Raw genomic sequence first — 22,567 nt, 5'->3', positions numbered from 1 at the left:
TCTCCAAAAACCGAGCGGAGAGGACAGGAGATTTCGATGAGTTTCAAGGTTGCAATCGTCGGCGCCACGGGCAATGTGGGCCGGGAAATGCTCAACATACTGGAAGAGCGCGGCTTTCCGGTGAGCGAGGTGGTGGCGCTGGCCTCGCGGCGCAGCCAGGGCACGGAAGTGTCGTTCGGCGACCGCACACTGAAGGTCAGGGCGCTCGACCAATTTGATTTTTCCGACACCGACATCTGCATCATGTCGGCCGGCGGCAACGTCTCGAAGGAATGGTCGCCGAAGATCGGCAAGCAGGGCTGCGTCGTCATCGATAATTCGTCGGCCTTCCGCTACGATCAGGACGTGCCGCTGATCGTGCCGGAGGTGAACCCGGACGCGATTTCGCTGTTCACGCGCAAGAACATCATCGCCAATCCGAACTGCTCGACGGCGCAACTGGTCGTGGCGCTAAAGCCACTGCACGACTTGGCCACCATCAAACGCGTCGTCGTCGCCACCTACCAGTCGGTATCCGGCGCCGGCAAGGAAGGCATGGACGAATTGTTCACGCAGACGCGGGCCGTGTTCGTCGCCGACCAGGTCGACGTCAAGAAATTCACCAAGCGCATTGCCTTCAACGTCATCCCGCATATCGACGTCTTCCTCGACGACGGCTTCACCAAGGAAGAGTGGAAGATGGTCGCCGAGACCAAGAAGATGCTCGATCCCAAGATCAAGCTGACGGCGACCTGCGTGCGCGTGCCGGTGTTCATTGGCCATTCGGAAGCCGTCAACATCGAGTTCGAAAAGCCGATCACCGCCGACGAGGCGCGCGAGATCCTGCGCGAAGCGCCGGGCTGCCAGGTTCTCGACAAGCGTGAGGACGGCGGCTACATCACGCCGCTGGACTCGGCCGGCGAAGATGCCACATTCATTTCGCGCATCCGCGAGGATTCGACCGTCGACAACGGCCTGTCGATGTGGATTGTCTCTGACAATCTGCGCAAGGGCGCGGCACTCAACGCGGTGCAGATCGCGGAGCTGCTGATCGAGCGCGGGCTGATCCAGCCGAAGAAAAAGGCGGCATAGTTATCGCTCACGGGCCGTTTCGCCGCTGCCGCGGCGGGCCCTCCGCGGGGGCGCCGGACAACCGGCGGCCCGCAGTCGCGGGCTCGGCCTTCGGCCGTTAGCCCCTTCTCCCCGTTCACGGGAAAAGGTCCCGGCAAGGGGGCCGTATCGCCGCTGCCGCGGCGGGGGCGCCGGACAACCGGCGGCCCGCAGCTGCGGGCTCGGCCTTCGGCCGTTAGCCCCATTCTCCCTGTTCACGGGGAGAAGGTCCAGGCAGGGGACGAGGGGCGGCATGGCGTCTCAAATTCTGCTCAGTTTTGACGCAACGCCTCAATCACGGTTCTCCTCCGCCAGCCTCGTTAGTATCTCCATCGCCTCCTCCGCCCGGTCGGCGGGCACGAACAAATGGTCGTGGTAGAAGGCCGAGACCGGATTGACCCCCATGCCGGCGGCGGCCAGACGCGCGGTGATGGCGGCGAGGAAGCCGACCGCCTCCAGCGACGAATGGATGTTCAGCGTCACCGTCCGGCAGCGGAAGACGGTCGCCAGGCCAGCGGCCTTGGCTTCCTCCTCTAGCGCGATCACCGTCGTGCCCTCGCGCTCGCGAAACAGCATCACCGTCTCGAGGCTGTCCGGCACGGGCGCATCGGGCGGCAGTGTGGCGAAGACATGGATGCCGGGACGCAATTCCGGCGTCATCGTTGCCAGCAGTTTCTTCAGATCGGTCTCGCCGGCCATCGATTGCTCCCGAATGCCTTGCGGATTTTCGATAACGTGCTCGGCCCCAGCCGGCAAGGCGACGCCGCCATGTCGCTGACGGCTGGGCTTATGCGCGTATTGCATCGCACAATGGAACCGATCAGGATCATTGCCGGTCCGTGAAAGGGGTTTCGATGATCGTTCGCCCGCGCCCGGGATTCTTGCATCTGTTCTTCATCATGCGCGCGGCTCGGTGGTGCCGCGCATCCTGCCGCAGATCTTCGGCTTCGGTGTCTATGGCGCGCTGGTGGTGCTGGCGGTCGGGGCGCTGAAGCTCGACTTCGGCAATGCCGGCCCCGCGCCGTTTGCCTTACTCGGTGTGGCGCTGTCGATCTATCTCGGTTTCCGCAACAATGCCGCCTATGACCGCTGGTGGGAAGCGCGCAAGCTATGGGGCCAGCTTGTCTTCGACATTCGCAATCTGGCGCGCGCCAGCACCGGGCTGATCGAGGATCGCATCGAACTGCGCGGGATGTTGATGGAGGCGATCGCCTTCTGCCACTTCCTGCGCGGCCTGCTTCGGCGGGTGGACGCAACATCGGACGCACGCGCGTTCATCGGCGAAGAGGCCGAAAGTGCCGCCAAGCTGGCCAACCCGCCCGACGCCATGGTGCGGCGGATGGGCGAGCGAGCCGCCGCGCTGTACAGGGCCGGCCCGATCGACGTCATGGGGTACCGCATCCTCGACGAGCGCCTGTCGCAAATCGCCGCAGCGCAGGCCGGTTGCGAGCGCATCATGGGAACACCGCTTCCGTTTGCCTACACGCTGCTCCTGCAGCGCACCGCCTATATCTTCTGCCTGCTGCTGCCGTTTGGGCTCGCCTCGACTGCCGGCTGGGCGACGCCGCTGTTCACGGCGCTGATCGCCTACACTTTCTTCGGCCTCGACGCGCTCTCGGAGGAACTCGAGGACCCGTTCGGCACCGAGGCCAACAACCTCGCCCTCGACGGCCTGTGCCGCGTTTGTGAAATCTCGGTGTTCGAGGCGCTCGGCCAGGCGCCGCCAAAAATGATCCCCGCCGAAAAATACTATTTCTCCTAGGGTTTGTTCCCAAGCTCCTGGCAGCGCCGTGCGCTCAAAAGGCCGTAGGCGTGTCGGATCGCCGCCTCACGCCGCGTCCTTGGTTCGATCCTGGCGAAGAGGGGCCAGCGCTTGAAACAACCGGAGGACCATGACCATGTCTCAAACTGCATCCGTCACGCCGGGCGCGCTGTGGACCGGCCGCGGGCTCAGCGCCCTCATCGTGCTGTTCATGATCTTCGACGGCGTCATCAAGCTGCCGCCGCTCGATGTCGTCACCCAGACCATGGTGCAGCTCGGCTGGCCGGCCGATCCCAATGTCTCGCGCATGCTCGGCATCATCGGGCTGGTCTCGACCGCGCTCTATGCGGTGCCGCGCACCTCGGTGCTTGGCGCCATCCTGCTCACCGCCTATCTCGGTGGCGCCATCGCGACGCATATACGTATCGGCAGCCTGCTGTTTTCGCACACACTGTTCGGCGTCTATCTCGGCTTCATCTTGTGGGGCGGCCTTTTCCTGCGCAACCCCAAGGTGCGCGCGCTGATCCTGCTCAACCGATAGAGCCGACTTCAAAAGCTGTTCGATGGCGGTCGCGTCGCCGGAGAGGACCACGGTCTGCCGCCACCCTTCTTCTTTTGACTTTGGATCAAATCGCCCGTTTGCGAGTTAGAAGATGTGGCGGCGAGGACGGAAAACCCGGTTGAGAGGAACGACAATGAAGAAACTGGTAATCCTGATGGTACTGGTAACCTCGCTCGCAGCCTGTTCCCGGACAGAACAGGGCGCGGCGGTCGGTGGACTAGGGGGCGCTGCTATCGGCGCTGCAGTGGCCGATGACGAAGTTGAAGGTGCGGTGGTCGGTGGTGCTGTCGGCGCCCTCGCCGGCGCACTGATCGGTCGTGCTACCGAACCCGGCCGGTGCCGCTATCGCGGTCGCGATGGGCGTGTCTACATCGCCCGCTGCCCTGAAGGCTATTGATCGGGCCGCGTCATAAGTCGGACGAAACAGCAAACGGCGGACAAAGGCGCCCGCCGTTTCGTAGGGGATAAAAAGCAGATTATTCGGCGGTCGCGGCTTCCGCCTCGGCAGGCGCGGCTGCAGCGGCGGCAACAGCGGCGGCTGCATCGTCCTGCGCCTTCTTCAGAAGTGCGGCGCGTTCCTGCGCCTTCTTGCCGGGCTCGGCCTTCTTTGGATTGGAGCGGGCCTCACGCTTGGCAACGCCGGCCTCGTCGAGGAAGCGCAGCACGCGGTCGGTCGGCTGGGCGCCGTGCGAGAGCCAATGCTTGACGCGGTCGGCGTCGACCTTGACCCGCTCGCCGTCCTTGGGCAGCAGCGGGTTCCACGAGCCGAGCGACTCTATGAAACGGCCGTCGCGCGGCGAACGGGCGTCGGCGACGACGACGTGGTAATAGGGACGCTTCTTCGAGCCCGCACGGGCCAGTCGGATTTTCAGTGGCATTTTCTTTCTCCTAAAATTCTGGTTTTCGTTGATCGGGGTTATGGCTGTCGTCTTTATGCATGTCGTTGTTGGGCGACATGCACTGGTCCTCAGCCGGTTTTCGCTACGCCGTTGGATGCGGCGATCTGCTCATGATGTCGGATCACTTCGCGGACAACGAAGTTCAGGAATTTCTCCGCGAAATCCGGGTCGAGATGGGCATCCTTCGCCAGTTGGCGAAGGCGGGCGATCTGCTGCTGCTCGCGTGCCGGATCGGCCGGCGGCAGGCCATGCGACGCCTTCAGCTCGCCGACCGCTTTGGTGCAGCGGAAACGCTCCGCCAGCATGTAGATGAGCGCTGCGTCGATGTTGTCGATCGAGGCGCGGTAGTCGACCAGCGCCGCACGTGCGTCGGCCATGTCCTTTTCTTCGTTCATGGCGCTCTCACTTCTTCTTGCCAAGGCCGGGAAGCCCGCCACCGCCCAAGCCAGGAAGCTTCATGCCGCCGGGCAGCCCAGGCAGGCCGCCACCCCCACCGGGAAGGCCACCGGGCAGGCCCTTCATGCCGCCGAGACCGGCTGCCTGTGCCTGCTTCTGCAAGGCTTCGAGCTGCTTGGCGTCCATCTTGGACAGATCCGGCATGCCGCCGCCCATCATGCCGCCCGGGCCACCCATGCCTCCCATACCCCCTGGCATCATGCCGCCGAGGCCCATCTTCTGCGCCAGCCCGCCCATCATGCCGCGCATCAGGCCACCGCCTTTGCCCTTGCCGCCCATCGCCTTCATCATGTCGGCCATGCCGCGGTGCATCTTCAGGAGCTTGTTAATCTCGGCCGCATCGGTGCCGGAGCCGGCGGCGATGCGCTTCTTGCGCGAGTGCTTCAGAATCTCGGGGTTGGCGCGCTCGGCCTTGGTCATCGATGATATGATGGCGAGCTGGCGGCCGAACATCTTGTCGTCGAGACCGGCGGCGGCCATCTGGTCCTTCATCTTGCCCATGCCCGGCATCATCCCCATGATGCCGCCCATGCCGCCCATCTTCGACATCTGCTGAAGCTGGCCGGCAAGATCGTTCAGGTCGAATTTGCCCGACTGCATCTTCTTGGCCATCGCCGCCGCCTGCTCGGCGTCGATGTTTTCGGCAGCCTTTTCGACGAGGCTGATGATGTCGCCCATGCCGAGGATGCGGTCGGCGATGCGCTTGGGATGGAATTCCTCCAGCCCGTCCATTTTCTCGCCGGTGCCGATCAGCTTGATCGGCTTGCCGGTGACGGCGCGCATGGATAGTGCTGCACCACCACGGCCATCACCGTCCATGCGGGTCAGCACCAGCCCGGTGATGCCGACGCGCTCATCGAAGCTTTTCGCCAGATTGACGGCGTCCTGGCCGGTCAGCGAATCGGCGACCAAAAGAATTTCGTGCGGCGACGACACCTTCTTGATGTCGGCCATCTCGACCATCAGCGGCTCGTCGATATGGGTGCGGCCGGCGGTGTCGAGGATGACGAGGTCATGGCCGCCGAGCTTTGCCGCCTGCACGGCGCGGCGGGCGATGTCGACCGGCGTCTGGCCCTCGACGATCGGCAGCGTGGCGACCTTGACCTGTTCGCCGAGCTGACGGAGCTGCTCCTGCGCGGCGGGACGCCGCGTGTCGAGCGAGGCCATCAGAACCTTCTTGTTCTGACGTTCGTTGAGGCGCTTGGCGATCTTGGCCGATGTCGTGGTCTTGCCGGAACCCTGCAGGCCGACCATCATGATGACGACCGGAGCCGGTGCATTGAGGTCGATGGCGACGCCCTCGGCGCCCAGCATCTCGACCAGCTCGTCATGGACGATCTTGACGACCATCTGCCCGGGCTTGATCGACTTCAGCACAGCGGCGCCGACGGCCTTCTCGCGTACCTTGCCGGTGAAGGAACGCACCACTTCCAGCGCAACGTCGGCCTCGAGCAGCGCACGGCGCACCTCGCGCAGCGCCGCGGAGACATCGGCCTCGGACAGGGCACCGCGGCCGGTGAGGCCGTTCAGGATCGAACCAAGGCGCTCTTGCAGCGATTCAAACATTCTTTTTCCTTTTCCCTGGCACCCGGATGATGCCCGAGAAGTAATGCGTTCGCGCCCAGTATCCAAGTAAAGCCCAAAGCCAAAAAGCACCCGGGGGCGCACAGCGCTGCCGGATGTTGGCCTCCAGGATCGATTTACAGCACGACACCTCAAAGAGGCTTCGGCGTCCCGGTCGGCTTGCTCGGAGGGATACTCGTCGCGGAATTCGCGGCGTGTAGACAGGAAATCGGCCGCGGAGTCAAGGCGCGGGCCGAATACGCTGAACCGGGCCGGTTCGGTTTATGGCAGCACCACCGGCGTGATGCGCATCAGCTTGGGCCGCCGGGGTACGAAATATCCGGCTCGACCTTCAGCGGCGAGCGCTGATGCAGCAGCAGCAGAACAGTCAACAGGCTGCAGCCGATGCCGATCGCCGCGATGAGGACGGCATCAAGCGTCGTCCAGCCGGGGCCTTCGAGCGGCTTGGCGTTGAACAGGGCGAAGGAATTGTAGCTCTGCTGATGCGAAATCAGCAGGAAACCGGCGAGATTGTTGCCGAGATGAGCGCCGAAGGCCGCGCCGAGATTGCCGGTGGCATAGACCACAAGCGTCAGGAGCAGCGCAAAAGCGGCGATCGAGGCCAGCACACAGGCGTTGACGGCGGCCGTCGAGCTTGGGCTCCAATGCATCGAAGTGAATAGAAGTCCTGGCAGCAGCGCCCAGATGAAGGGGTTTTGAAACCGGTTGGCCAGGCCCCTGAGAAGATAGCCGCGAAACAGCACCTCTTCGGACGAGGTCTGCAGCAAGGTCAGCGCAGCGATCGGGATCAGGAACAGCAGCCAAGACGACAGACCGATCGCGCCGCGCGCAATCTCGGGCTGCAGGAGATAGAGCAGGATCTCGGAGAGCAGCGATGTGATCAACACCGCGGCCAATCCCCTAAGAAATCCCGAGCGCGAAACGCGGCGGCTGGTGCCGATCAGCGCCATCAGCGGCTCGCGATGGACCCAGCGCATGGCAGCCCACAGGCCGAGCCAGATCCCGGCAAAGGAGGCGAGCGCGGCGAGGATCCCGGCGGGCGAGGCCATGAAATTCTGCACCGCCCCTCCTTCCATCGGGGCGCCAGACGATGCCTGCCAGATAACAAAAACATAGGCGCCGCCGAACAGCACGACGACGGTTGTCGCGACCCAGAACAGGACGACGATCGCCGTTCCGAGCAGGAGCCGCGGCAGGGTCGTCTTGGCGTTGGGGGAGCGCCGGTAGTGCTCGAACGCGACAGGGTCTGATATCACGCGGGTTCCTTGCCTGATGCATCGGGTCGCATGATCTAGAGCATCGGACCTAAAAGTGGAACCGGTTTTGGGAAATCCGATGTTCGAACAGAAGGCTGGAGCGGCGGGCACGCCGCTCCAGCACGAAGCTCAGGTTAACGATAGCGGACAGAGGCGGCCGCCGTCGGCTCGTGCCGGGCGGCCGCCTGATTGCTCGCTGATGTCAGCGCTCGACGTACATGATGCGTCGGGTGCCGGGATCGACCAGTGCCGGCTGACCGTTCACATAGACATAGCGGTAGTCGTAGTCCGGAATCTCGCGCAACTCGACGGTATCGGGCAAGGTCGCGCCGGTAACCACCTCGCCCTCGAGATAGACCGGGTCGACCCGGTTGGTCTCGATGTAGGTGCGGACCTCGGCCGGAGGCCGACTGATCGGCTCGATCGGCTCGCCAGCGACGATCGCTCCGGTATAGGTGTCGGGATAGTCGACGTCAGCCGGGGCTTCGACGATGGTAATGTCTGCGTCGGCCGGGCGCCGGGTCAGGACGACCTCGGTGCCGCCGAAATCGGCCGTCACATAGTCGGAATAAATCCAGCCCTGGCCATTGGCCTCGGCTATGGTGCACCATTTGCTGTTTTGGATGCAGCCATCAAGCGTTGCCGACTGGCCGGCGGCGAGCACGCCGATGACCGGGTATTGCGGGCCGGGGCCGGCTCGAATGTTGAGATCGGCGACAGCCGAGACAGCGGTATCGGCCAAGGCTGTACCCGACATCGCGACAAGCGCTCCGGCGACAGCAGGAAACAGTATGCGGTTCATGGTTTCGCTCCGTTTTGATGGTCCCTCACGACCGAAAACGAAACAGGGCTTCATGCGTTCCGGCTAAAACGCCTCGGCCGGCTCACGTTTTGTTCCGGTTTCTTTCACGTCAGCCAGCAGTTCATGGACGAAGGCCAGCTTCCGTGCGGTCACCTCCGAGATGACAAAGGGATAAAGGTCCGGCAGGCCCATGCAGCGGTTGATCGAGTTGGACGCTTCCGACAGCACCAGCCAGCGGGCCAGGATCTTTTCGAACGGTTCGGGAACGGCGGCAGGTTCCGACGGCGCCGGTTGCAGTTCGCCGCCGGTGTCGCTGCGCGACAGCTCGTTGGCCTCTACCGTTTCCAGTCGGCCGAGCGGGAAATTCAGTGCATGCACCATCTCCAGCGTATCGGTGATGTGCAGGTGGTGTGCCCATGTCTCGGCCCAGTCCTCCCAGGGATGAGACGTGGCATAGGCGGAAATGTGGTCCTGCTGCCAGTCGGGCGCAGCACCTTCGGCATGGTAGGTCTTCAGCGCCTGCTCGTAATCGATGCGCTCGTCGCCGAACAATGCGCGGAAGGCGGCAAGCCGTTGCGGGTCGTCGCGGATCAGGCGGTCCCAGTAATAGTGGCCGAGCTCGTGGCGGAAATGCCCGAGCAACGTACGGTAGTTCTCGCCCATCTCGACGCGCCGTCTTTCGCGCTCGGCCGAGTCCGCCTCGGCGACATTCAGTGTGATCAGGCCGTTGTCATGGCCGGTCAGGATGCGCGCGCCCCCTGGGCCGCCGATCGGATCGGCGAGGAAGTCGAAGGCGAGGCCGGCCTCGTCGCCGGCGTTCCGCTTGGGCACGACCGGCAGTCCGGCGGCGAGCAGCGAATAGATTGCCCGCTTCTTAGCCGCTTCGACGCGGATCCAGCGACGGCGGTTGCCATCGACCGAAAGGTCCGGGATCAGTTGGTTCAGCTCGCAGGCGCGGCAGAAGGCATGGCCGGGTTCCGCCATCCAGTTGCAGGCGCACTCGTCGGCATTGGTGCACTGGAAAACGCCGCCGGCGCCTAACAACACGAAGCGCGCATGCCCGGGATCGTAGAGCACGGGGCTGGCGCAGTTCAGGCACTGGGCGTTCTCGAAATAGAGGCGGTGGCCGCAATGCGGGCAAGCGAAGAGCTTCATCCCAATCTCAAATCATCAGGTCTCAAATCATCAGGTCCGGATATAGTGCGGAGCGGCATATCGCCCAAACGCCTGTCGGCGGCCGGCGTTCCTGCTAATGCTATTTTGCCGCAAGCTGGGCGGCGACCGTTCTCGCCACCGCCTCGCCCGACAGCCTGGCGCCGCCGCAGGTCTGCATCAGCGGACCGGCCAGATGCTCGCCGGCGAAGAAGATTTTTTCCGCCACCGGCTGCATCAGCGTGGCGCGCGCCTGCGAACGGCCGGGGCGGGCCGCCGCATAAGCGCCGCGCACGAACCGCTCGCCGCCCCAATTGGTCATCATGGCGCGCCCGACATGTTTCCGCACGTCGCCGCCGAATACGGCGCACAGCCGGTCGACGACAAAGTCGACTCCTGCCACCTCGCCCGCCGCCGACATCTCCCAGGCGAAATCGCCGCCGACGAAGCCGATCATGAGGTCGAGGTCGAAGGGAAAGCAAAGGAAGTAGATGTCGTGCCTGGCCAGCCGCTCGATCAGCAGGTCGTCGAAGGGCGCCAGCCCGAGCCTTGTGCCCCTGATTTCGACCGGCAGCTTGGTCAGCATGCCCATCGGCAGGTCGAAGAAGGCAGCGAAATGTGTGTCGGGCAGCGCCGGCGAGAATTCGATCTCCTCGAAGGCGAGCACCGCCGGCGAGGCGGTGACGATGGCCGCCTTGGCGCGGATGGTGCCGCGATCGGTGACGCAGGCGACGCCAGGCACGTCCCAGAGGATTTTCCGCACCGGCGTCGACAGCTCGACGGGGACGTCGGCGCCGAAACGGGCGACCAGTGCGCCGAACCCCTCCTTGGTGAAATAGTTCGGATCGAGATCGGCGGCGGCCTGAAAGTCGCGAATCGATATCTCGTCCTCGTCGGCGCCGAAGTCCATCGGCCCGGCAAAGGTGGCCGCGGCGCGCGGCGCATGGCCTTTGGCGAGCAACGCCGAAAGACGGTCGTCGTCGCCAACCTTGACCTCATGCGCCGCCAGAAGCTCGAACAGCCTGATATCGGCCGCCTTCATTGCGGCCTCTTCGTCCTCGTTCGCCTTTCGGTTGCGATAATAGAGATGATCGATATTCATGTCGTGATGGTGAAGCGTCCAGCGGGCGGCTTGCGCCTCCGGAAAATAGGGATTGCGGTCAGCCGCGTGCAGCCAGGCGCAGCCGATATCGAAAGGAATGCCGAAATGCTGATCGCTGGTCCAGGCGCGGCCGCCGATACGATTCATCGCTTCGAACAGCTTGAAGGAAAGGCCGGCCGAACGCAGGGTCTTGGCGGCGGAAAGTCCCGCCGAACCGGCGCCGATGACCACGACGTCAACGTCTTCCATGAATATTTTAGCCCCCGCCATAATAATTACTTGATCGTAAGCAAGTTCTCCGGCATTCGCCAGCGCTGCGGCGAGGATGCGTAAACGAGTTCTTAGCGCGGCGGCTCGAAAATCGGTTCCGATTCTCGGAAAGCACGATGCGCAGATTGTAAAGGTGCTGGAGCGTACTGCGTCCAAGTGGGCGCACGTCACTCCAACAGTGACAAGCGGGCGTTTCGCTGGCAAATTCGTATTCGGGACAAGATCCAGGCAACCAGGAGAGCAACATGGCATTTTTTGCCAAGGGAAAGATTTTCGCGGCGGCGGCATCGATGATGCTTGCGGCGGCAACAGGCGCACAGGCCGCCCAATGCGGCAATACGGGCGCGGGCTTCGAAGCGTGGAAGGCAGAGTTTGCGCAGGAAGCAAAGGCCAGCGGTGTAGGCTCGAAGGGTCTGGCCGCTCTGGCTCGCGCGACCTACGCAACAAAGACGATCGGCGTCGACCGCGCCATCCATAAGGCTTTCGGCGGCTCGGTGGAAAATTTCATGAAGCGCCGTGGCGCGTCCACCATCATTTCCAAGGGCCGTTCGCTGAAGAAGTCGAACGCGGCGCTGTTCGGCAAGATCGAACGGACGTATGGCGTGTCGCCGGGTGTGTTGCTCGCCATCTGGGGTATGGAAACGGGCTTCGGTTCCTACTTGGGCAAGCAGAATACGGTCTCCGCCATTTTAACGCTTGCCTACGATTGCCGCCGCCCGGAGTTCTTCTACCCGCATGCTGTTGCAGCCCTAAAGCTGGTTGATAGCGGCGCTTTGAGTGCCTCGTCGGTCGGTGCCGCGCATGGCGAGATCGGCCACACGCAGTTCCTGCCGGGGAACGTTTTGACATATGGAGTTGGCAACAAAAATCTGCGCGACAAGGCCACTGCGTTGGCTTCCACCGCCAACTTCCTCAGAGGTCATGGTTGGCGGGCTGGCGCGAGCGCGCAGGCGAATATGGGCGCAATTGCTGGCTGGAATTCCGCGAGCGTCTATCAACAGGCCATCGCCCGCATGGCCACGGCGATCGATGCGGATTGATAGAAATCTCTGTTCGACGGAAAGCCCGGCCATGCGCCGGGCTTTTTTGTTGATGCTCCAAGGGTACGACAGCCGCCGCTCGGCCCCGCCTCGGGAACGAAGGCGCGAAGCAAGACGCTAATTCGGCGAGCCGAGCGCCTTGTCCATCGCTTCCCTGACCTCGGCGGGCCACGTGTTCACAGCTGGCCACGCGTCCGGCTCGGGCTTGTCGCCCCGGCGGGCGAAATAGAGCTTGTGGTTGGCCGGATCGACCACCATGAAGCCGTCATTGCCGCCGCAATCGTGCGGCACGCAGCCGCTGGCATAGAAGGCGCCCGAAGCGGCTTTCTCGGTGCCGCCGCCGACCAGCAGGCTGGTCGCCATCTCGGGCATCTCCTTGCCGAGCAGCGTCTCGGCCAGCCTGTAGACGGCCTCGTTGTGGAAAGCGTCGACGACGTTGTCGTATTTCGACGGATCGACGTCTTTCCAGTCAGTGCCGGGCTCCGGCATATAGGTGAGATTGCCGGCAGTCGTCAGCCCGTCCGTCGGCGACCATTGCAGCGCCGGCTTGGAAACGCCCGGCAGCAGGTAGGGCACGAAATAGATCGCGCTGTCGGAGATCGCAGCCGGCGGTGCGCCGCATTCATCCTGCTCGACCGTGATGCTCTGGATGGTGCCGCCTTCTGGCTTCCAGACGATCACCTTGGCCGGGCCGCACTGGTTGCCGCCATCGCCGACATCGACCAGCGCGACGTTGACCCCGCCGACCTTGACGATCTTGTCGAAGGACACCTCGTAATTGCTGGCCAGCTGCTTGCCGTCATAGGCCAGCACCTTCTCGCCATACTCTTCCTGTTGGGAGATGGTCAGCTGCCCACTCTCGAACAAGACCGGTGCTTGGCTGTCATCGTCCGCTAGGGCCGCGTTGCTCGACGCGCCCAGGTCGGCGGCCCCGGACGCATCGTCAGCCGGCACGAGCACCATGTCGGTCTGTGCATGCGCGCCAGCCGCCGGCATCAGAATCCACGCCAGCGCGCAGGCGCCGGCAAGAAGCGAACGTGTCATGACTGTCCCTCCGTTCAGCCGACACGAACCCGGCCTGGCGCGGCCGGGTTCATCGTACCGTTCAGGCCCAGGGTCGCAACTCGGCGTTCTTCTTCTCGAACGAGGCGATGGCGTCGGCCTTCTCCATGGTCAGGCCGATATCGTCGAGCCCGTTGAGCAGGCAGTGCCGCTTGAAGTCGTCGAGGTCGAACTTGACCACGCCGCCGTCCGGTCCGCGGATTTCCTTGGCTTCGAGGTCGACCGACAGCGTTGCGTTGGAACCGCGCGAGGCGTCGTCCATCAGCTTCTCCAGATCCTCGGGGCTGACGGTGATCGGCAGGATGCCGTTTTTGAAGCAGTTGTTGTAGAAAATGTCGGCGAACGAGGTCGAGATGACGCAGCGTATGCCGAAATCGAGCAGCGCCCACGGCGCGTGCTCCCGGCTCGATCCGCAGCCGAAATTGTCGCCGGCGACCAGAATCTGCGCCTTGCGATAGGCCGGCTTGTTGAGCACGAAATCCGGATTTTCCGAACCGTCGTCCTTGTAGCGCATTTCGGCGAACAGTCCGCTGCCGAGCCCGGTGCGCTTGATCGTCTTGAGATAATCCTTGGGGATGATCATGTCGGTATCGACATTGACGATCGGCATCGGCGCGGCAACGCCGGTGAGCTTGGTGAATTTTTCCATGGTCTTTGCCCGTCTTCTTTTCGCTGCGGGGATGTGTTGGCGCCCGGTTTACACAAAGCTGCGGGCAAATAAAAGGCAGCTGTTTTCGGCTGGCCTTGGCCCTTGGAGCACAGACCGCTTCAAAGTTGCCGCCCTATGGTGCACCTTGGGCGGCATGACAACACGTCCCAAAGTCCTCTACGCCAGCGAACCGGCCCTCGACGCAGCCGAGTTCCGCCGCGTGCTGGTGGAATCCGGCCTCGGCGTCACTCGACCTATCGATGACGACGTCCGTCTGAAGGCGATGCTTGCCAATGCAGATCTGGTGTTGACGGCGCGCCTCGATGCGCTTGGCAAGCCGCTGATTGGCCTCGCCCGAGGCATCACCGACTTCTCATGGGTGTGCTATATTTCCGAGCTCGCCGTTTGCAAATCGGCGCAAGGGCTCGGCATCGGCAAGGGTCTGCTCGACGAAGCGCGGCGGCAGCTCGGACCTTCCGTCGCCATCTCACTGATCTCCGTGCCCGACGCCGTCGGCTTCTACGAGCGGATCGGCATGGCGCGCATGGCCGACGCGTTCTGGTTCGGCCGCGAGCGCTGACGGACGCATTTTTCTGCCGGCGGGAGCCAAGCAGCGGCCGAGCACGCGGAATAGTGCTGACAGGTGAGCGCCGGCCGCATGGTCTCGGCCTAGTACCGCTCCCTTGACCTGCGCAGTGCCCTGTCCACATCTCCAGCATGGAAAAGCATCGATGCTTCGTGGGCACGGCCGGTTGGGGCATCCCGTCGCGCTACAAGGATCTTTTCCCGGGATCCGGGGCGCATCTCGAGCGTTACTCCGGCCGTCTTGCCGGCGTCGAAATCAATTCATCCTTTTATAAGCCGCACCGCCGTGAGACCTATGAGCGTTGGACGCATTCGGTCCCGGAAGATTTCCGCTTCTGCGTGAAGGTCCCCAGGGCCGTGACACACGAGCATCGGCTTGCCGACTGCGAAGACCTGATCGGGGCATTCCTCGGGCAGGCCGGAGGCCTAGGCCGGAAGCTAGCTGTGCTGCTAGTGCAGTTGCCACCCAGCCTGTCCTTCGAGCCGCGTGTCACCGAGGAGTTCTTCGGTTTGTTGCGAAAGCAAACCGGCTCGAAAATAGCTTGCGAGCCTCGTCATGCGAGCTGGTTCGAACAGGACGCCGATGCGCTTCTGACCGGCTTCCGTGTAGCGCGTGTGGCAGCCGATCCGGCTCGCGTTCCCGCTGCAGCCACGCCATCCGGCTGGCCGGGCCTCGTCTATTTCCGCCTGCATGGCGCGCCGCGTATTTATTACTCGGACTATGACACTGACAGCCTGATCGCGATCAGGCAGCGGCTGGATGCGGCGAGTGCGGCGGGCGCTGAGGTCTGGTGCATTTTCGACAACACGGTTAAGGGCCATGCGCTCGGCAACGCCCTTGCCATAGACGTGATGGCGCCTCAGATCACGTTCAATTCGCGAAACGCCCGCCCCTCTGCGACACGGCTGTACCCAAACGCCGCGCAATCCACCGTGCGGTAGCCGCCATGCACGATCAGCTCGGCCATCGCCTTGCCAACCGCCGGCGCCTGCTGCAGGCCGTGGCCGGAAAAACCGTTGGCGAAGAGGAAATTCCTGACCTGCGGATGCGGGCCGATCACCGCGTTCTGGTCGAGCGTGTTGTAGTCGTAATGACCGGCCCAGGCGCGCGTCGGCTTGATCGCTTCGAAGGCGGGAATGCGGGTCGCCAGCACTGGCCAGATCACCTCTTCGAACAGCGGCCAGTCGGGCTCGAAATCGCCGGGATCGGCGGGGCCGTCGCCCTCTTGCGGCTCGGCGCCGCCGGTGATGTAGACCGAGCCTTCCGGCCTGACATAAATGCCGCTCGGATCGACCAGCAGCGGCATGTCGGCATATTTCTCGCGCGCCTCGAAGATGAAGACATTGCGCTTGCGCGGTTCCACCGGCAGTACCAGTCCGGCCATTGCAGAAACCTTGCCGGCATTCGGCCCGGCGGCGTTGACGACGATGCCGGCCTCGAGCCGCTCGCCATTATCGAGGTTGACGCTGGTGACGCGGTCGCCCTGCCGCTCGATGCCGGTCACGTCAGCGGTGACGAAATCGATGTTTTTCTCGCGCAGCGCCTTGCGGAACAGCATCAGCATCGCATGCGCGTCGAACCAGCCCTCGCCGCTGCGGCCATAGGCGCCCGCGGTGATGCCTTCGGCCGATAGCCATGGGAAGCGACGCACCAACGCATCCGCATCCTCAAGGACGATGTCGGCGCCTTCGGCGATCTGCGCCTCGTGGTTCGCCTTGAGGATCGGCAGTCCGTTCTCGCCGGCGAGGATGAGATAACCGCCTTCGCGAAAGCCGATATCGGCGTCGGCTCCAAACTCTTCCGTCAGCCGCCGGAATAGTTTCAGCGTGAACTGCGACAGGCGGATGTTGTCGGGAATTGAAAACTGCTGGCGAATGGAAGCACAGGACAGCGTCGTTGCCGCATGGGCGAATTGCGGGTCGCGCTCGACCAGCGCGATCGAACCGGAAAACCCTTCCTCGCGCAGATAATAGGCGATCGAGGAGCCGACGATGGCTCCGCCGATGATGACGACGTCGTAGCGCACTTTTTTGCGTCTCCAGTTCTAGAGCATGATCCCGAAAGCCGGTTTTCGGAATCAGGCTCCAATTCATACAGCCGGCAGGATGATCTCGAAGCGCGTGCCGCGCTCGGAGTCAACCAGGCGGATCGTGCCATCATGCGCTTTCAGGAGGGCCAGCACGATGCCGAGGCCCATGCCGGTGCCGCCTGCATCGCGGCGCGTGGTGAAGAACGGCTCGAATATCCGCCCCCGATTGCTGGGCGAAATGCCGGCGCCGTCGTCGCTCACCAGAATCGTCGCCTTGCCGCCCGCGCTCGCCGCCGTGATCGAAACGAGCGTTGCGCCATGGCGCGCCGAATTGTCGATGAGATTGGCGAGCACGATGGCCGCGTTCTCGGCCGACATGCGCAGGCGGATATCGCCGCCTCCCTCGACACGGACCGCCAGCCTGTCCTCGGCCGGCAGCAGCGCCAGTGCGGCGCCAACCAACGTGCTTTCGCCGCCGGGCGCAAGATTTTCGGCGCGCGCCAGGTCGAGCAGACGGCGCACCAGAAGGTTGAGCCGTTCGGCGTCGGTGACGATGTTGTTCGAAAACCGCCGCCGTTCGCCCTCATCCATGGCGCTGCCCGAATCGCGCAGCAGTTCGGCCGCCCCCTGGATCGCCGTCAGTGGCGATTTGAGCTCGTGCGAGACATGCGTAGCGAAGGTCTGGATGCTGTCCGAGCGCGCATGCAGCTTTTCGGCCATGTCGAGGAAGGCGTCGGAAAGCTCCGCCATCTCGCGCGTGCCGTGATGATCGAGCGGCCTGATCGCGTCGCGATCACCGGCCGCGATGCGCTTTGTCCGTTCCATCAGCGCGTAGATCGGCCGGCTGACGGTGCGCAGGAAGACCAGGCCGATAAGCAGCGTGCCGCCGAGGATGGCGATCGCCGCCAGCCCCACCTTGCCGCGCTCGCCATAGAGGTGCTTGACGATGTTGTTCGGCGTTCGCGACAGATAGACCACGCCGGCGACCTTGCCGTCGACCGCTACCGGCATCGCGACGAAGACGCGGACTCTCGTACCGCGGCTGACCGAATAGAGCGATGGTGGCGGCTCGTCGGAGAGCCTCTGCCGGAGCGCGCTGGCATGCCGGCCGGCCAGCGCTTGGCGAACCTCCTCGACGGCGCTGAGCGACAGGCCGATCTCCTCGCGCCCGGCGATGACGACGCCTTTAGGGTCGAGCAGCCGAAAGCCGGCAAGCGTGGTTTTCTGCGTCTCGGCAAGAATGCCCGACAGCCGCGCGCCGATCGGCGCGACGGCTGGATCCGGGGCGGTCGCGGTGATGGCGGGCGGCCGGGCCGGCAGAACGTAGTCGGAGGCAAGATCGAGGCGCGGCTCGATCGGCCGGTAGCGAGAGTCCGGATCGGTGGCACTGTCCGCAGGCACGGCCGCGCCGAGCTTTTCGATGGCGACGCCGGCGTCGCGGACCTCTTGCGCATAGATGGCGCCAAGGGCCGCACCTTGCGCGATCAGCTCGGCCTCGGTCTGACGGATCAGCTGGTTCTCGTAGAGCCGGAAGAAGAACAGGCCGACCAGCGGCAGCGCCATCACCATGATCAGGATGGCAACAACGATCGTGGCGAGGCGCGGCCGCCATTTATGCGCGGTCACGCGCCGCACCGGCCGAGCCGGAAGCCGACGCCATGCACGGTCTCGATCGCATCCGTGCAGCCGGCCGCCGCCAGCTTGGCGCGGATGTTGCGGATATGGCTGTCGACGGTGCGGTCGGCGAGATGGATATTGGCGGCATAGGCATTGGCCATAACCATGTCGCGGCCGAGCACATGTGCTGGCCGCGCCAGAAACCCTTTCAGGATGGCGAATTCGATCGAGGTCAGCACCAGCGGCCTGCCGTCGAAGCTGGCCGCGTGGCTAGCCGGCAGCAAAGCCAGTCTGCCATGCGAGAATTGCCGGTCGTCGGTCTGTTCAGCCTTTGTCGGGCGGGCGCGCCGCAGGATGACATTGACGCGTGCGACCAGTTCACGCGGGCTGAACGGCTTGGTGACATAGTCGTCGCCACCCATTTCGAGCCCGAGAATGCGGTCGATTTCTTCATCACGCGCGGACAGGAACAGCACCGGCACATCCGATGTATGCCGCAGCCGCCGGCAGACCTCCAGCCCATCCATCTCCGGCATGCCGATGTCGAGCACGACAAGATCGGGCGCGCGGCGCCCGATCGCCTGCAATGCGGCGGCGCCGTCCGATACGGCAACCGTCTTCATCCCCGCCTTTTCGAGCGCAAAGCAGATGATTTCGCGGATATGCGGATCATCGTCGGCGACAAGGATGTTGTGCGGCATGGATCAGCGGCCCGGCGCGAAGGGTTCGGAGCCTTGAGGAACCACGAACGGGATATATGTGTCCAGAGTACGAAGTAGCCGCCAGTCGCGGAAGCTCCAGGCGCGCCAGTTTTCCTGGCCCGCGCGGTAGCGGGCCTGGTCCTGCCCAAGCAGACGGGCGAGTTGGCGGTAAGAGGGAATGCTGGCCGCATTCGTCTCGGCCTGATGCTCGAGGAAGCGATCAAGCGCCGGCCAGGCGCTGGGACCGAGCGAACGCAAATACCAGAAATCGAGCTTGGTGCCGCGGCCGGTCATTTCGAATGAGTGCTCGACATTGTAGTTGGCAATCAGCGCCGCGAAGTTGATGAAGGAGCAGGCATAGAGCGTCACCGAAAGCGTCAGAAGATTGGCGGAAAGCAGCCATTTATTGGATTTTTCGAGTGCGATGCGGGCGATGATCAGAGCAAGGCCCGTCGCCACCAGCCCCATCCAGACGAAGGCGGCGACGCGCCAGTAGGTCAGCGCATAGATGCCGATATAGAGGTCGAGCCGCAGGATCGACGAGATGACCAGCACGATGTTCTGCGCCACCCAGACATAGACCAGCCGGCGGATGAGCGGATCGCTGGAGGTAGCACTTCCCGGCCGCAGCGCCGCCAGGACGAAGCTGGCGGCAAGCAGCGCCGTGACGATCAATGGATAGGCGCCGCGATGCGCATAGGCGGCGTAGGTCAGCCCGTCGGGAAGGGCGATGCCGCCCCACAGATAGGTGGCGTCGAGTGCGGTCTGCACCGCGAACAGGATGTTGAAGACGACCAGCGCGCGAAGGATGGCGGCCTTACCGAAGACGATGTCCTCGATCGCCTTGGCGGGTTTTGTCTGCACCCCGAGGGGGATAGGCAATGCGAGATGTGCAATGCGGCGGAAAAAGCGCGGCAGGCGCGGGCGCAGAAAGACCCAGACGCCGGCAAGCACGGCCAGCCAGAACGCCAGCCGTGGCAGCTGGATGAGGTCGAGCAGTGCGCGGAGATCGATCAGCGACAGCCAGTATTCGATAACCGGATTGGCGGCGCCGAACAGCGCGAGAAACACTGCGCCCAAGGTCAGGGGCATGATCCAGACGCCGATCGCCGCAAGGCGGATACGCCGCTGGCCAAGCCGCCGCGCCGCCTTGCGCCAGCGGAAGAAATCGTGGACGAACCGGAATGGTGCCGCGAGCAGGAAGAGCGCGACCTGGCCGGCAATGCGGGCAAGCTCACGCCGCAGCCGGCCGACCAGCCAAAGCGCGAAGACGACCATCGCCGCCAGCCCGATCGCGACGGACAGCGCACTGACATTTTCAATGAGCGGCAGCAGCCCGACAAGCAGGGCGGCGAGTCCGAGCCACAGGCCGCGGGCGCTGAGCGCCGAGGGATGGATGGCCGCGACTGCGGCGGCAAGCGTAGTGCCGAACAGGAAAAGCGTGATGCCGATGGGCTGCCCGTAGAAGAAGAAATCGGCCAGCGCGGCAAGCAGGACCGCAACGCCGAATCGCGCGCAATAGCTCGGCGCCGCCGTAAGCAACGATGTCATGATCGGATTTTCTCAGCGGCTTTGATCCGGCCGGCATACCGGGGCGGAGATTTGCGGATGAAGGGGAAGATGGTCGCCGAACGGTGCGTTTGGGGTGGATCGACGAGCCACCAACCCTCATTGCGGAGCCGGTAAGGCAGGGACCAACGGGGTTTTTCTCGCATCTGCATACCGCCTATATCGCCGATCGACATGCAGGCGGCGGGGCGGATCCGAGGAGATTTTCCGGACTTTTGTGCAGTTTTTATGCAGGTGAAGACGGCTTGCCTCGACTGACTACAGGCGGCATAGATCGGGCATGATTGAAACCTACCGCCCGCGCCGCTCGGTGCTCTACGTCCCGGCCTCGAACGACAAGGCGCTTGCCAAGACCTCATCGCTGGCCTGCGATGCCGTCATCATCGATCTCGAAGATGCCGTCGCCCCGGCCGACAAGGTTGCCGCGCGGGAAAAACTGGCCGGCATCTTCGCCAAGCGCCCGGTTGCCAACCATAATGGCCGGCGCTGCGAGATGATCGTTCGCATCAACCCGCTCGCCAGCGAATGGGGCGCCGACGACTTGCTGGCTGCGTTACGCAGCGAGCCCGACGCCATCCTGCTGCCCAAAGTCGACACGCCGCGCGACGTCCTCGGGGCCGGCGACGTGCTCGACGACAATTTCGCGCCGGACGAGGTGAAACTATGGGCAATGATCGAAACGCCCAAGGCTCTGCTCAACATCGGACCAATTGCCGAGCTTGGCCGCGATCCGGCCTCGCGGCTGGTCTGTTTCGTTGCCGGAACGAACGATCTGGTCAAGGAGACCGGCGTTCTCGCCACGCCCGACCGGCGCTATCTCACACCGTGGCTGATGCAGATGGTGCTCGCCGCGCGCGCCGGTGGCCTCGACCTGCTCGATGGTGTCTTCAATGAGTTTCGCGATCTGGATGGCTTTGCGCGCGAATGCACGGAAGCGGCCGCCATGGGATTTGACGGCAAGTCGCTGATCCACCCAGCTCAGATCGATGCCGCGAACCGGGCCTTTGCGCCATCTGCCGAAGCGGTGGCCGAGGCGCGCTCGGTGAAGGAGGCCTTCGCGCTTGCCGAAAATGCCGGAAGGCAAGTGATTGCGCTGAATGGAAAAATGGTCGAGCGGCTGCATCTGGCGCAGGCCGAAAAACTGCTGGCGAAGGCAGCCGCCATCGGGGCATGATTGGCAACTCACGACAGGAATGAAAAATGAAACTCTACCGCTTTCTGTCCGGTCCGGACGATTCCAGCTTCTGCCACAAGGTGACGGCGGCGCTGAACAAGGGCTGGCACCTGTTCGGTTCGCCGACCTATGCCTACGACAAGCAGACCAAGAGCATGCGCTGCGGCCAGGCCGTGGTGAAGGATGTCGAGGGCCAGGAATACGGGCCCAACACCAAGCTCAGCGACTGGTAGGATACGACCGTTACAGAAGCTTTTCCCAGGCAGCTCTGATTTCGTTGAACCTTGCGTCTGCAAGGCCGTCGACGTCATCGCAGCTGAAATAAAGGATCGATAGCGCTGCATAAAGGCCCGGATAACCGGAGACGGTATCCATCTTCCATGAGAATTTCGGCAACCGACAGTTGCTGGCGTTTAATGCTGGATATCGCGCATTCCGATATCATCGGTGCTAGTGGATGGTCGAATTTGGACAGCCAGAAATCGACTAACGCCAGGAGAATGGCGGGCTCGACAACAGTGTTTGCGGGTAGACGGCAAAGCTCATCGAGTGCAATAAATGCAGCATTCGGCGAAATGCCGATGGCGGTTTGGATCAATTCGCGGCTCAGTGAAATGTCGTGATACGGCCAATTGCAGTCGATCCGATTGGCAAACTCTGCTTCCGTCATCTGGACACTATTCAGCTGCCTCTTCGATCCGCTCCATATCGTCGTCCGACAGGCCGAAATGGTGGCCGATCTCGTGGATCAGCACATGGGTGACGATATCGCCAAGCGTCTCCTCGTTCTCGGCCCAGTAGTCGAGGATGGCGCGGCGGTAGAGCGTGACGCGGTTCGGCCCCTCGCCGGTCTGCGGATTCCAGCGCTCGGCGATGCCGCGCCCCTCAAACAGGCCGAGCAGGTCGAACGGCGTTTCCAGCGACAGGTCGTCCATGATCTCGTCGGTCGGGAATTCGGCGATTTGGATGATGATCTCGCCGGTCAGCTTGCGAAATTCCTCCGGCAGATGGGCATAGGCCTCCAGCGCCAGGAACTCCATTTCCTCCATCGACGGCGAAAGCTCGGCGTGCCAGGTGCGGGTTTTGTAGATGCGGGCCATGCTTTGTCCTTTGATCCCGGCATATAGGCTTTCGAGCCGGAGTCGGCAAATGGCCAAGTTGCAGCCTTTGCGCGGACAGGAATAAATTCCCCATGACTCCGCTTGA

Annotated in this window: 25 protein-coding genes; 9 read left to right on the top strand and 16 right to left on the bottom strand. The window is 63.5% G+C overall.

All coding sequences use genetic code 11. The features are described 5' to 3' along the window. Positions 1–36: 36 nt before the first annotated feature. On the top strand, positions 37–1,071 hold the full coding sequence (locus tag CIT31_RS19990) for an aspartate-semialdehyde dehydrogenase (protein ID WP_029349467.1): 1,035 nt from the start codon (positions 37–39) through the stop codon (positions 1,069–1,071). A gap of 309 nt (positions 1,072–1,380) precedes the next feature. Here the strand turns inward: CIT31_RS19990 and CIT31_RS19985 are convergent, their stop codons facing one another. Beyond that, positions 1,381–1,788, bottom strand: a complete 408-nt coding sequence (locus CIT31_RS19985) for an ACT domain-containing protein (RefSeq protein WP_095520173.1) — start codon at positions 1,786–1,788, stop codon at positions 1,381–1,383. A gap of 130 nt (positions 1,789–1,918) precedes the next feature. On the opposite strand from CIT31_RS19985, the gene CIT31_RS19980 reads away from it, so the two are divergent. The 3 genes from CIT31_RS19980 to CIT31_RS19970 all read left to right on the top strand — a co-directional run bounded on the left by CIT31_RS19980 (position 1,919) and on the right by CIT31_RS19970 (position 3,810). Next, positions 1,919–2,851, top strand: coding sequence for a bestrophin family protein (locus CIT31_RS19980; RefSeq protein ID WP_245316400.1), 933 nt, complete (start codon positions 1,919–1,921; stop codon positions 2,849–2,851). 130 nt (positions 2,852–2,981) lie between these two features. Next, entirely contained in the window at positions 2,982–3,392 is a 411-nt protein-coding gene (locus tag CIT31_RS19975) for a DoxX family protein (protein ID WP_095520044.1), read from the top strand. Between the two features lie 154 nt (positions 3,393–3,546). Further along, the gene (locus CIT31_RS19970; protein ID WP_095520043.1) at positions 3,547–3,810 is read left to right on the top strand and encodes a YMGG-like glycine zipper-containing protein; all 264 of its coding nucleotides are present in this window, start codon (positions 3,547–3,549) and stop codon (positions 3,808–3,810) included. A 79-nt stretch (positions 3,811–3,889) separates the two neighbouring features. Here CIT31_RS19970 and rpsP read toward each other — a convergent pair whose 3' ends face one another. From rpsP to CIT31_RS19935, 7 genes are all read right to left on the bottom strand, one after another. Next, entirely contained in the window at positions 3,890–4,291 is a 402-nt protein-coding gene (gene rpsP, locus CIT31_RS19965) for a 30S ribosomal protein S16 (RefSeq protein ID WP_095520042.1), read from the bottom strand. Positions 4,292–4,380: 89 nt separating this feature from the next. After that, complete coding sequence (locus tag CIT31_RS19960; RefSeq protein ID WP_095520041.1) at positions 4,381–4,707, bottom strand: chorismate mutase; 327 nt, start codon at positions 4,705–4,707, stop codon at positions 4,381–4,383. A gap of 7 nt (positions 4,708–4,714) precedes the next feature. After that, positions 4,715–6,334 carry a signal recognition particle protein gene (gene ffh, locus CIT31_RS19955; RefSeq protein ID WP_095520040.1) on the bottom strand — a complete coding sequence of 540 codons (1,620 nt, stop codon included), beginning with the start codon at positions 6,332–6,334 and terminating at the stop codon, positions 4,715–4,717. A gap of 308 nt (positions 6,335–6,642) precedes the next feature. Then, complete coding sequence (locus tag CIT31_RS19950; protein WP_095520039.1) at positions 6,643–7,608, bottom strand: CPBP family intramembrane glutamic endopeptidase; 966 nt, start codon at positions 7,606–7,608, stop codon at positions 6,643–6,645. A 202-nt stretch (positions 7,609–7,810) separates the two neighbouring features. Next, on the bottom strand, positions 7,811–8,410 hold the full coding sequence (locus tag CIT31_RS19945; protein ID WP_095520038.1) for a DUF1236 domain-containing protein: 600 nt from the start codon (positions 8,408–8,410) through the stop codon (positions 7,811–7,813). 63 nt (positions 8,411–8,473) lie between these two features. Further along, positions 8,474–9,565, bottom strand: coding sequence for a zinc-binding metallopeptidase family protein (locus CIT31_RS19940; RefSeq protein WP_095520037.1), 1,092 nt, complete (start codon positions 9,563–9,565; stop codon positions 8,474–8,476). A 100-nt stretch (positions 9,566–9,665) separates the two neighbouring features. Next, positions 9,666–10,913 carry a flavin monoamine oxidase family protein gene (locus CIT31_RS19935; RefSeq protein WP_095520036.1) on the bottom strand — a complete coding sequence of 416 codons (1,248 nt, stop codon included), beginning with the start codon at positions 10,911–10,913 and terminating at the stop codon, positions 9,666–9,668. A 266-nt stretch (positions 10,914–11,179) separates the two neighbouring features. On the opposite strand from CIT31_RS19935, the gene CIT31_RS19930 reads away from it, so the two are divergent. Next, on the top strand, positions 11,180–11,974 hold the full coding sequence (locus CIT31_RS19930) for a lytic murein transglycosylase (RefSeq protein WP_095520035.1): 795 nt from the start codon (positions 11,180–11,182) through the stop codon (positions 11,972–11,974). A 117-nt stretch (positions 11,975–12,091) separates the two neighbouring features. Here CIT31_RS19930 and CIT31_RS19925 read toward each other — a convergent pair whose 3' ends face one another. Beyond that, positions 12,092–13,018 carry a hypothetical protein gene (locus CIT31_RS19925; RefSeq protein WP_095520034.1) on the bottom strand — a complete coding sequence of 309 codons (927 nt, stop codon included), beginning with the start codon at positions 13,016–13,018 and terminating at the stop codon, positions 12,092–12,094. Positions 13,019–13,079: 61 nt separating this feature from the next. Continuing rightward, positions 13,080–13,685, bottom strand: a complete 606-nt coding sequence (leuD, locus tag CIT31_RS19920; RefSeq protein WP_065007311.1) for a 3-isopropylmalate dehydratase small subunit — start codon at positions 13,683–13,685, stop codon at positions 13,080–13,082. 154 nt (positions 13,686–13,839) lie between these two features. Here leuD and CIT31_RS19915 point away from each other — a divergent pair, with 154 nt between their 5' ends. Together CIT31_RS19915 and CIT31_RS19910 are read left to right on the top strand one after the other, a co-directional pair. After that, complete coding sequence (locus tag CIT31_RS19915) at positions 13,840–14,265, top strand: GNAT family N-acetyltransferase (RefSeq protein WP_095520172.1); 426 nt, start codon at positions 13,840–13,842, stop codon at positions 14,263–14,265. Positions 14,266–14,423: 158 nt separating this feature from the next. Then, positions 14,424–15,212, top strand: a complete 789-nt coding sequence (locus CIT31_RS19910; protein ID WP_342586941.1) for a DUF72 domain-containing protein — start codon at positions 14,424–14,426, stop codon at positions 15,210–15,212. On the opposite strand, the gene CIT31_RS19905 is transcribed toward CIT31_RS19910, so the two are convergent. From CIT31_RS19905 to CIT31_RS19890, 4 genes are all read right to left on the bottom strand, one after another. Continuing rightward, a complete protein-coding gene (locus tag CIT31_RS19905; RefSeq protein WP_095520032.1) occupies positions 15,131–16,297 on the bottom strand; it encodes an NAD(P)/FAD-dependent oxidoreductase in 1,167 nt (388 codons plus the stop codon). The two genes, CIT31_RS19910 and CIT31_RS19905, sit on opposite strands and share 82 nt — an antisense overlap. Before the next feature lie 63 nt (positions 16,298–16,360). Beyond that, positions 16,361–17,863 carry an ATP-binding protein gene (locus tag CIT31_RS19900; RefSeq protein WP_165778515.1) on the bottom strand — a complete coding sequence of 501 codons (1,503 nt, stop codon included), beginning with the start codon at positions 17,861–17,863 and terminating at the stop codon, positions 16,361–16,363. 59 nt (positions 17,864–17,922) lie between these two features. Beyond that, positions 17,923–18,618 (bottom strand): response regulator transcription factor, encoded by a 696-nt coding sequence (locus CIT31_RS19895; protein ID WP_095520031.1) that lies wholly within the window; start codon positions 18,616–18,618, stop codon positions 17,923–17,925. A gap of 3 nt (positions 18,619–18,621) precedes the next feature. Next, on the bottom strand, positions 18,622–20,169 hold the full coding sequence (locus CIT31_RS19890) for a DUF4153 domain-containing protein (protein WP_095520030.1): 1,548 nt from the start codon (positions 20,167–20,169) through the stop codon (positions 18,622–18,624). 298 nt (positions 20,170–20,467) lie between these two features. On the opposite strand from CIT31_RS19890, the gene CIT31_RS19880 reads away from it, so the two are divergent. Both CIT31_RS19880 and CIT31_RS19875 read left to right on the top strand, forming a co-directional pair. Beyond that, positions 20,468–21,361: an HpcH/HpaI aldolase/citrate lyase family protein gene (locus CIT31_RS19880; RefSeq protein ID WP_095520028.1), complete on the top strand. Its 894-nt coding sequence runs from the start codon at positions 20,468–20,470 to the stop codon at positions 21,359–21,361. A 26-nt stretch (positions 21,362–21,387) separates the two neighbouring features. After that, positions 21,388–21,594 (top strand): DUF1737 domain-containing protein, encoded by a 207-nt coding sequence (locus tag CIT31_RS19875; RefSeq protein ID WP_095520027.1) that lies wholly within the window; start codon positions 21,388–21,390, stop codon positions 21,592–21,594. A gap of 74 nt (positions 21,595–21,668) precedes the next feature. Here CIT31_RS19875 and CIT31_RS33890 read toward each other — a convergent pair whose 3' ends face one another. Beyond that, the gene (locus CIT31_RS33890) at positions 21,669–22,031 is read right to left on the bottom strand and encodes a hypothetical protein (protein ID WP_133116192.1); all 363 of its coding nucleotides are present in this window, start codon (positions 22,029–22,031) and stop codon (positions 21,669–21,671) included. A 7-nt stretch (positions 22,032–22,038) separates the two neighbouring features. After that, entirely contained in the window at positions 22,039–22,461 is a 423-nt protein-coding gene (locus CIT31_RS19870) for a metallopeptidase family protein (RefSeq protein ID WP_095520170.1), read from the bottom strand. Positions 22,462–22,567: the final 106 nt, after the last annotated feature.

It is taken from the genome of Mesorhizobium wenxiniae (assembly GCF_002284535.1).
GTDB lineage: Bacteria > Pseudomonadota > Alphaproteobacteria > Rhizobiales > Rhizobiaceae > Mesorhizobium > Mesorhizobium wenxiniae.
The sequence above is the reverse complement of the archived record's forward strand: the minus strand, read 5'-3'. Positions and strand labels throughout refer to the sequence as shown.

Coding starts and splice junctions, on each gene's coding strand:
- CIT31_RS19960 (WP_095520041.1), bottom strand. CDS start 4,707: ATGAACGAAGAAAAGGACATGGCCGACGCACGTGCGGCGCTGGTCGAC.
- CIT31_RS19970 (WP_095520043.1), top strand. CDS start 3,547: ATGAAGAAACTGGTAATCCTGATGGTACTGGTAACCTCGCTCGCAGCC.
- leuD (WP_065007311.1), bottom strand. CDS start 13,685: ATGGAAAAATTCACCAAGCTCACCGGCGTTGCCGCGCCGATGCCGATC.
- CIT31_RS19870 (WP_095520170.1), bottom strand. CDS start 22,461: ATGGCCCGCATCTACAAAACCCGCACCTGGCACGCCGAGCTTTCGCCG.
- CIT31_RS33890 (WP_133116192.1), bottom strand. CDS start 22,031: ATGACGGAAGCAGAGTTTGCCAATCGGATCGACTGCAATTGGCCGTAT.
- CIT31_RS19880 (WP_095520028.1), top strand. CDS start 20,468: ATGATTGAAACCTACCGCCCGCGCCGCTCGGTGCTCTACGTCCCGGCC.
- CIT31_RS19930 (WP_095520035.1), top strand. CDS start 11,180: ATGGCATTTTTTGCCAAGGGAAAGATTTTCGCGGCGGCGGCATCGATG.
- CIT31_RS19935 (WP_095520036.1), bottom strand. CDS start 10,913: ATGGAAGACGTTGACGTCGTGGTCATCGGCGCCGGTTCGGCGGGACTT.
- ffh (WP_095520040.1), bottom strand. CDS start 6,334: ATGTTTGAATCGCTGCAAGAGCGCCTTGGTTCGATCCTGAACGGCCTC.
- CIT31_RS19940 (WP_095520037.1), bottom strand. CDS start 9,565: ATGAAGCTCTTCGCTTGCCCGCATTGCGGCCACCGCCTCTATTTCGAG.
- CIT31_RS19900 (WP_165778515.1), bottom strand. CDS start 17,863: ATGGCGCTGCCGCTGGTCGGCCTGTTCTTCTTCCGGCTCTACGAGAAC.
- CIT31_RS19990 (WP_029349467.1), top strand. CDS start 37: ATGAGTTTCAAGGTTGCAATCGTCGGCGCCACGGGCAATGTGGGCCGG.
- CIT31_RS19895 (WP_095520031.1), bottom strand. CDS start 18,618: ATGCCGCACAACATCCTTGTCGCCGACGATGATCCGCATATCCGCGAA.
- rpsP (WP_095520042.1), bottom strand. CDS start 4,291: ATGCCACTGAAAATCCGACTGGCCCGTGCGGGCTCGAAGAAGCGTCCC.
- CIT31_RS19985 (WP_095520173.1), bottom strand. CDS start 1,788: ATGGCCGGCGAGACCGATCTGAAGAAACTGCTGGCAACGATGACGCCG.
- CIT31_RS19925 (WP_095520034.1), bottom strand. CDS start 13,018: ATGACACGTTCGCTTCTTGCCGGCGCCTGCGCGCTGGCGTGGATTCTG.
- CIT31_RS19945 (WP_095520038.1), bottom strand. CDS start 8,410: ATGAACCGCATACTGTTTCCTGCTGTCGCCGGAGCGCTTGTCGCGATG.
- CIT31_RS19915 (WP_095520172.1), top strand. CDS start 13,840: ATGACAACACGTCCCAAAGTCCTCTACGCCAGCGAACCGGCCCTCGAC.
- CIT31_RS19975 (WP_095520044.1), top strand. CDS start 2,982: ATGACCATGTCTCAAACTGCATCCGTCACGCCGGGCGCGCTGTGGACC.
- CIT31_RS19890 (WP_095520030.1), bottom strand. CDS start 20,169: ATGACATCGTTGCTTACGGCGGCGCCGAGCTATTGCGCGCGATTCGGC.
- CIT31_RS19875 (WP_095520027.1), top strand. CDS start 21,388: ATGAAACTCTACCGCTTTCTGTCCGGTCCGGACGATTCCAGCTTCTGC.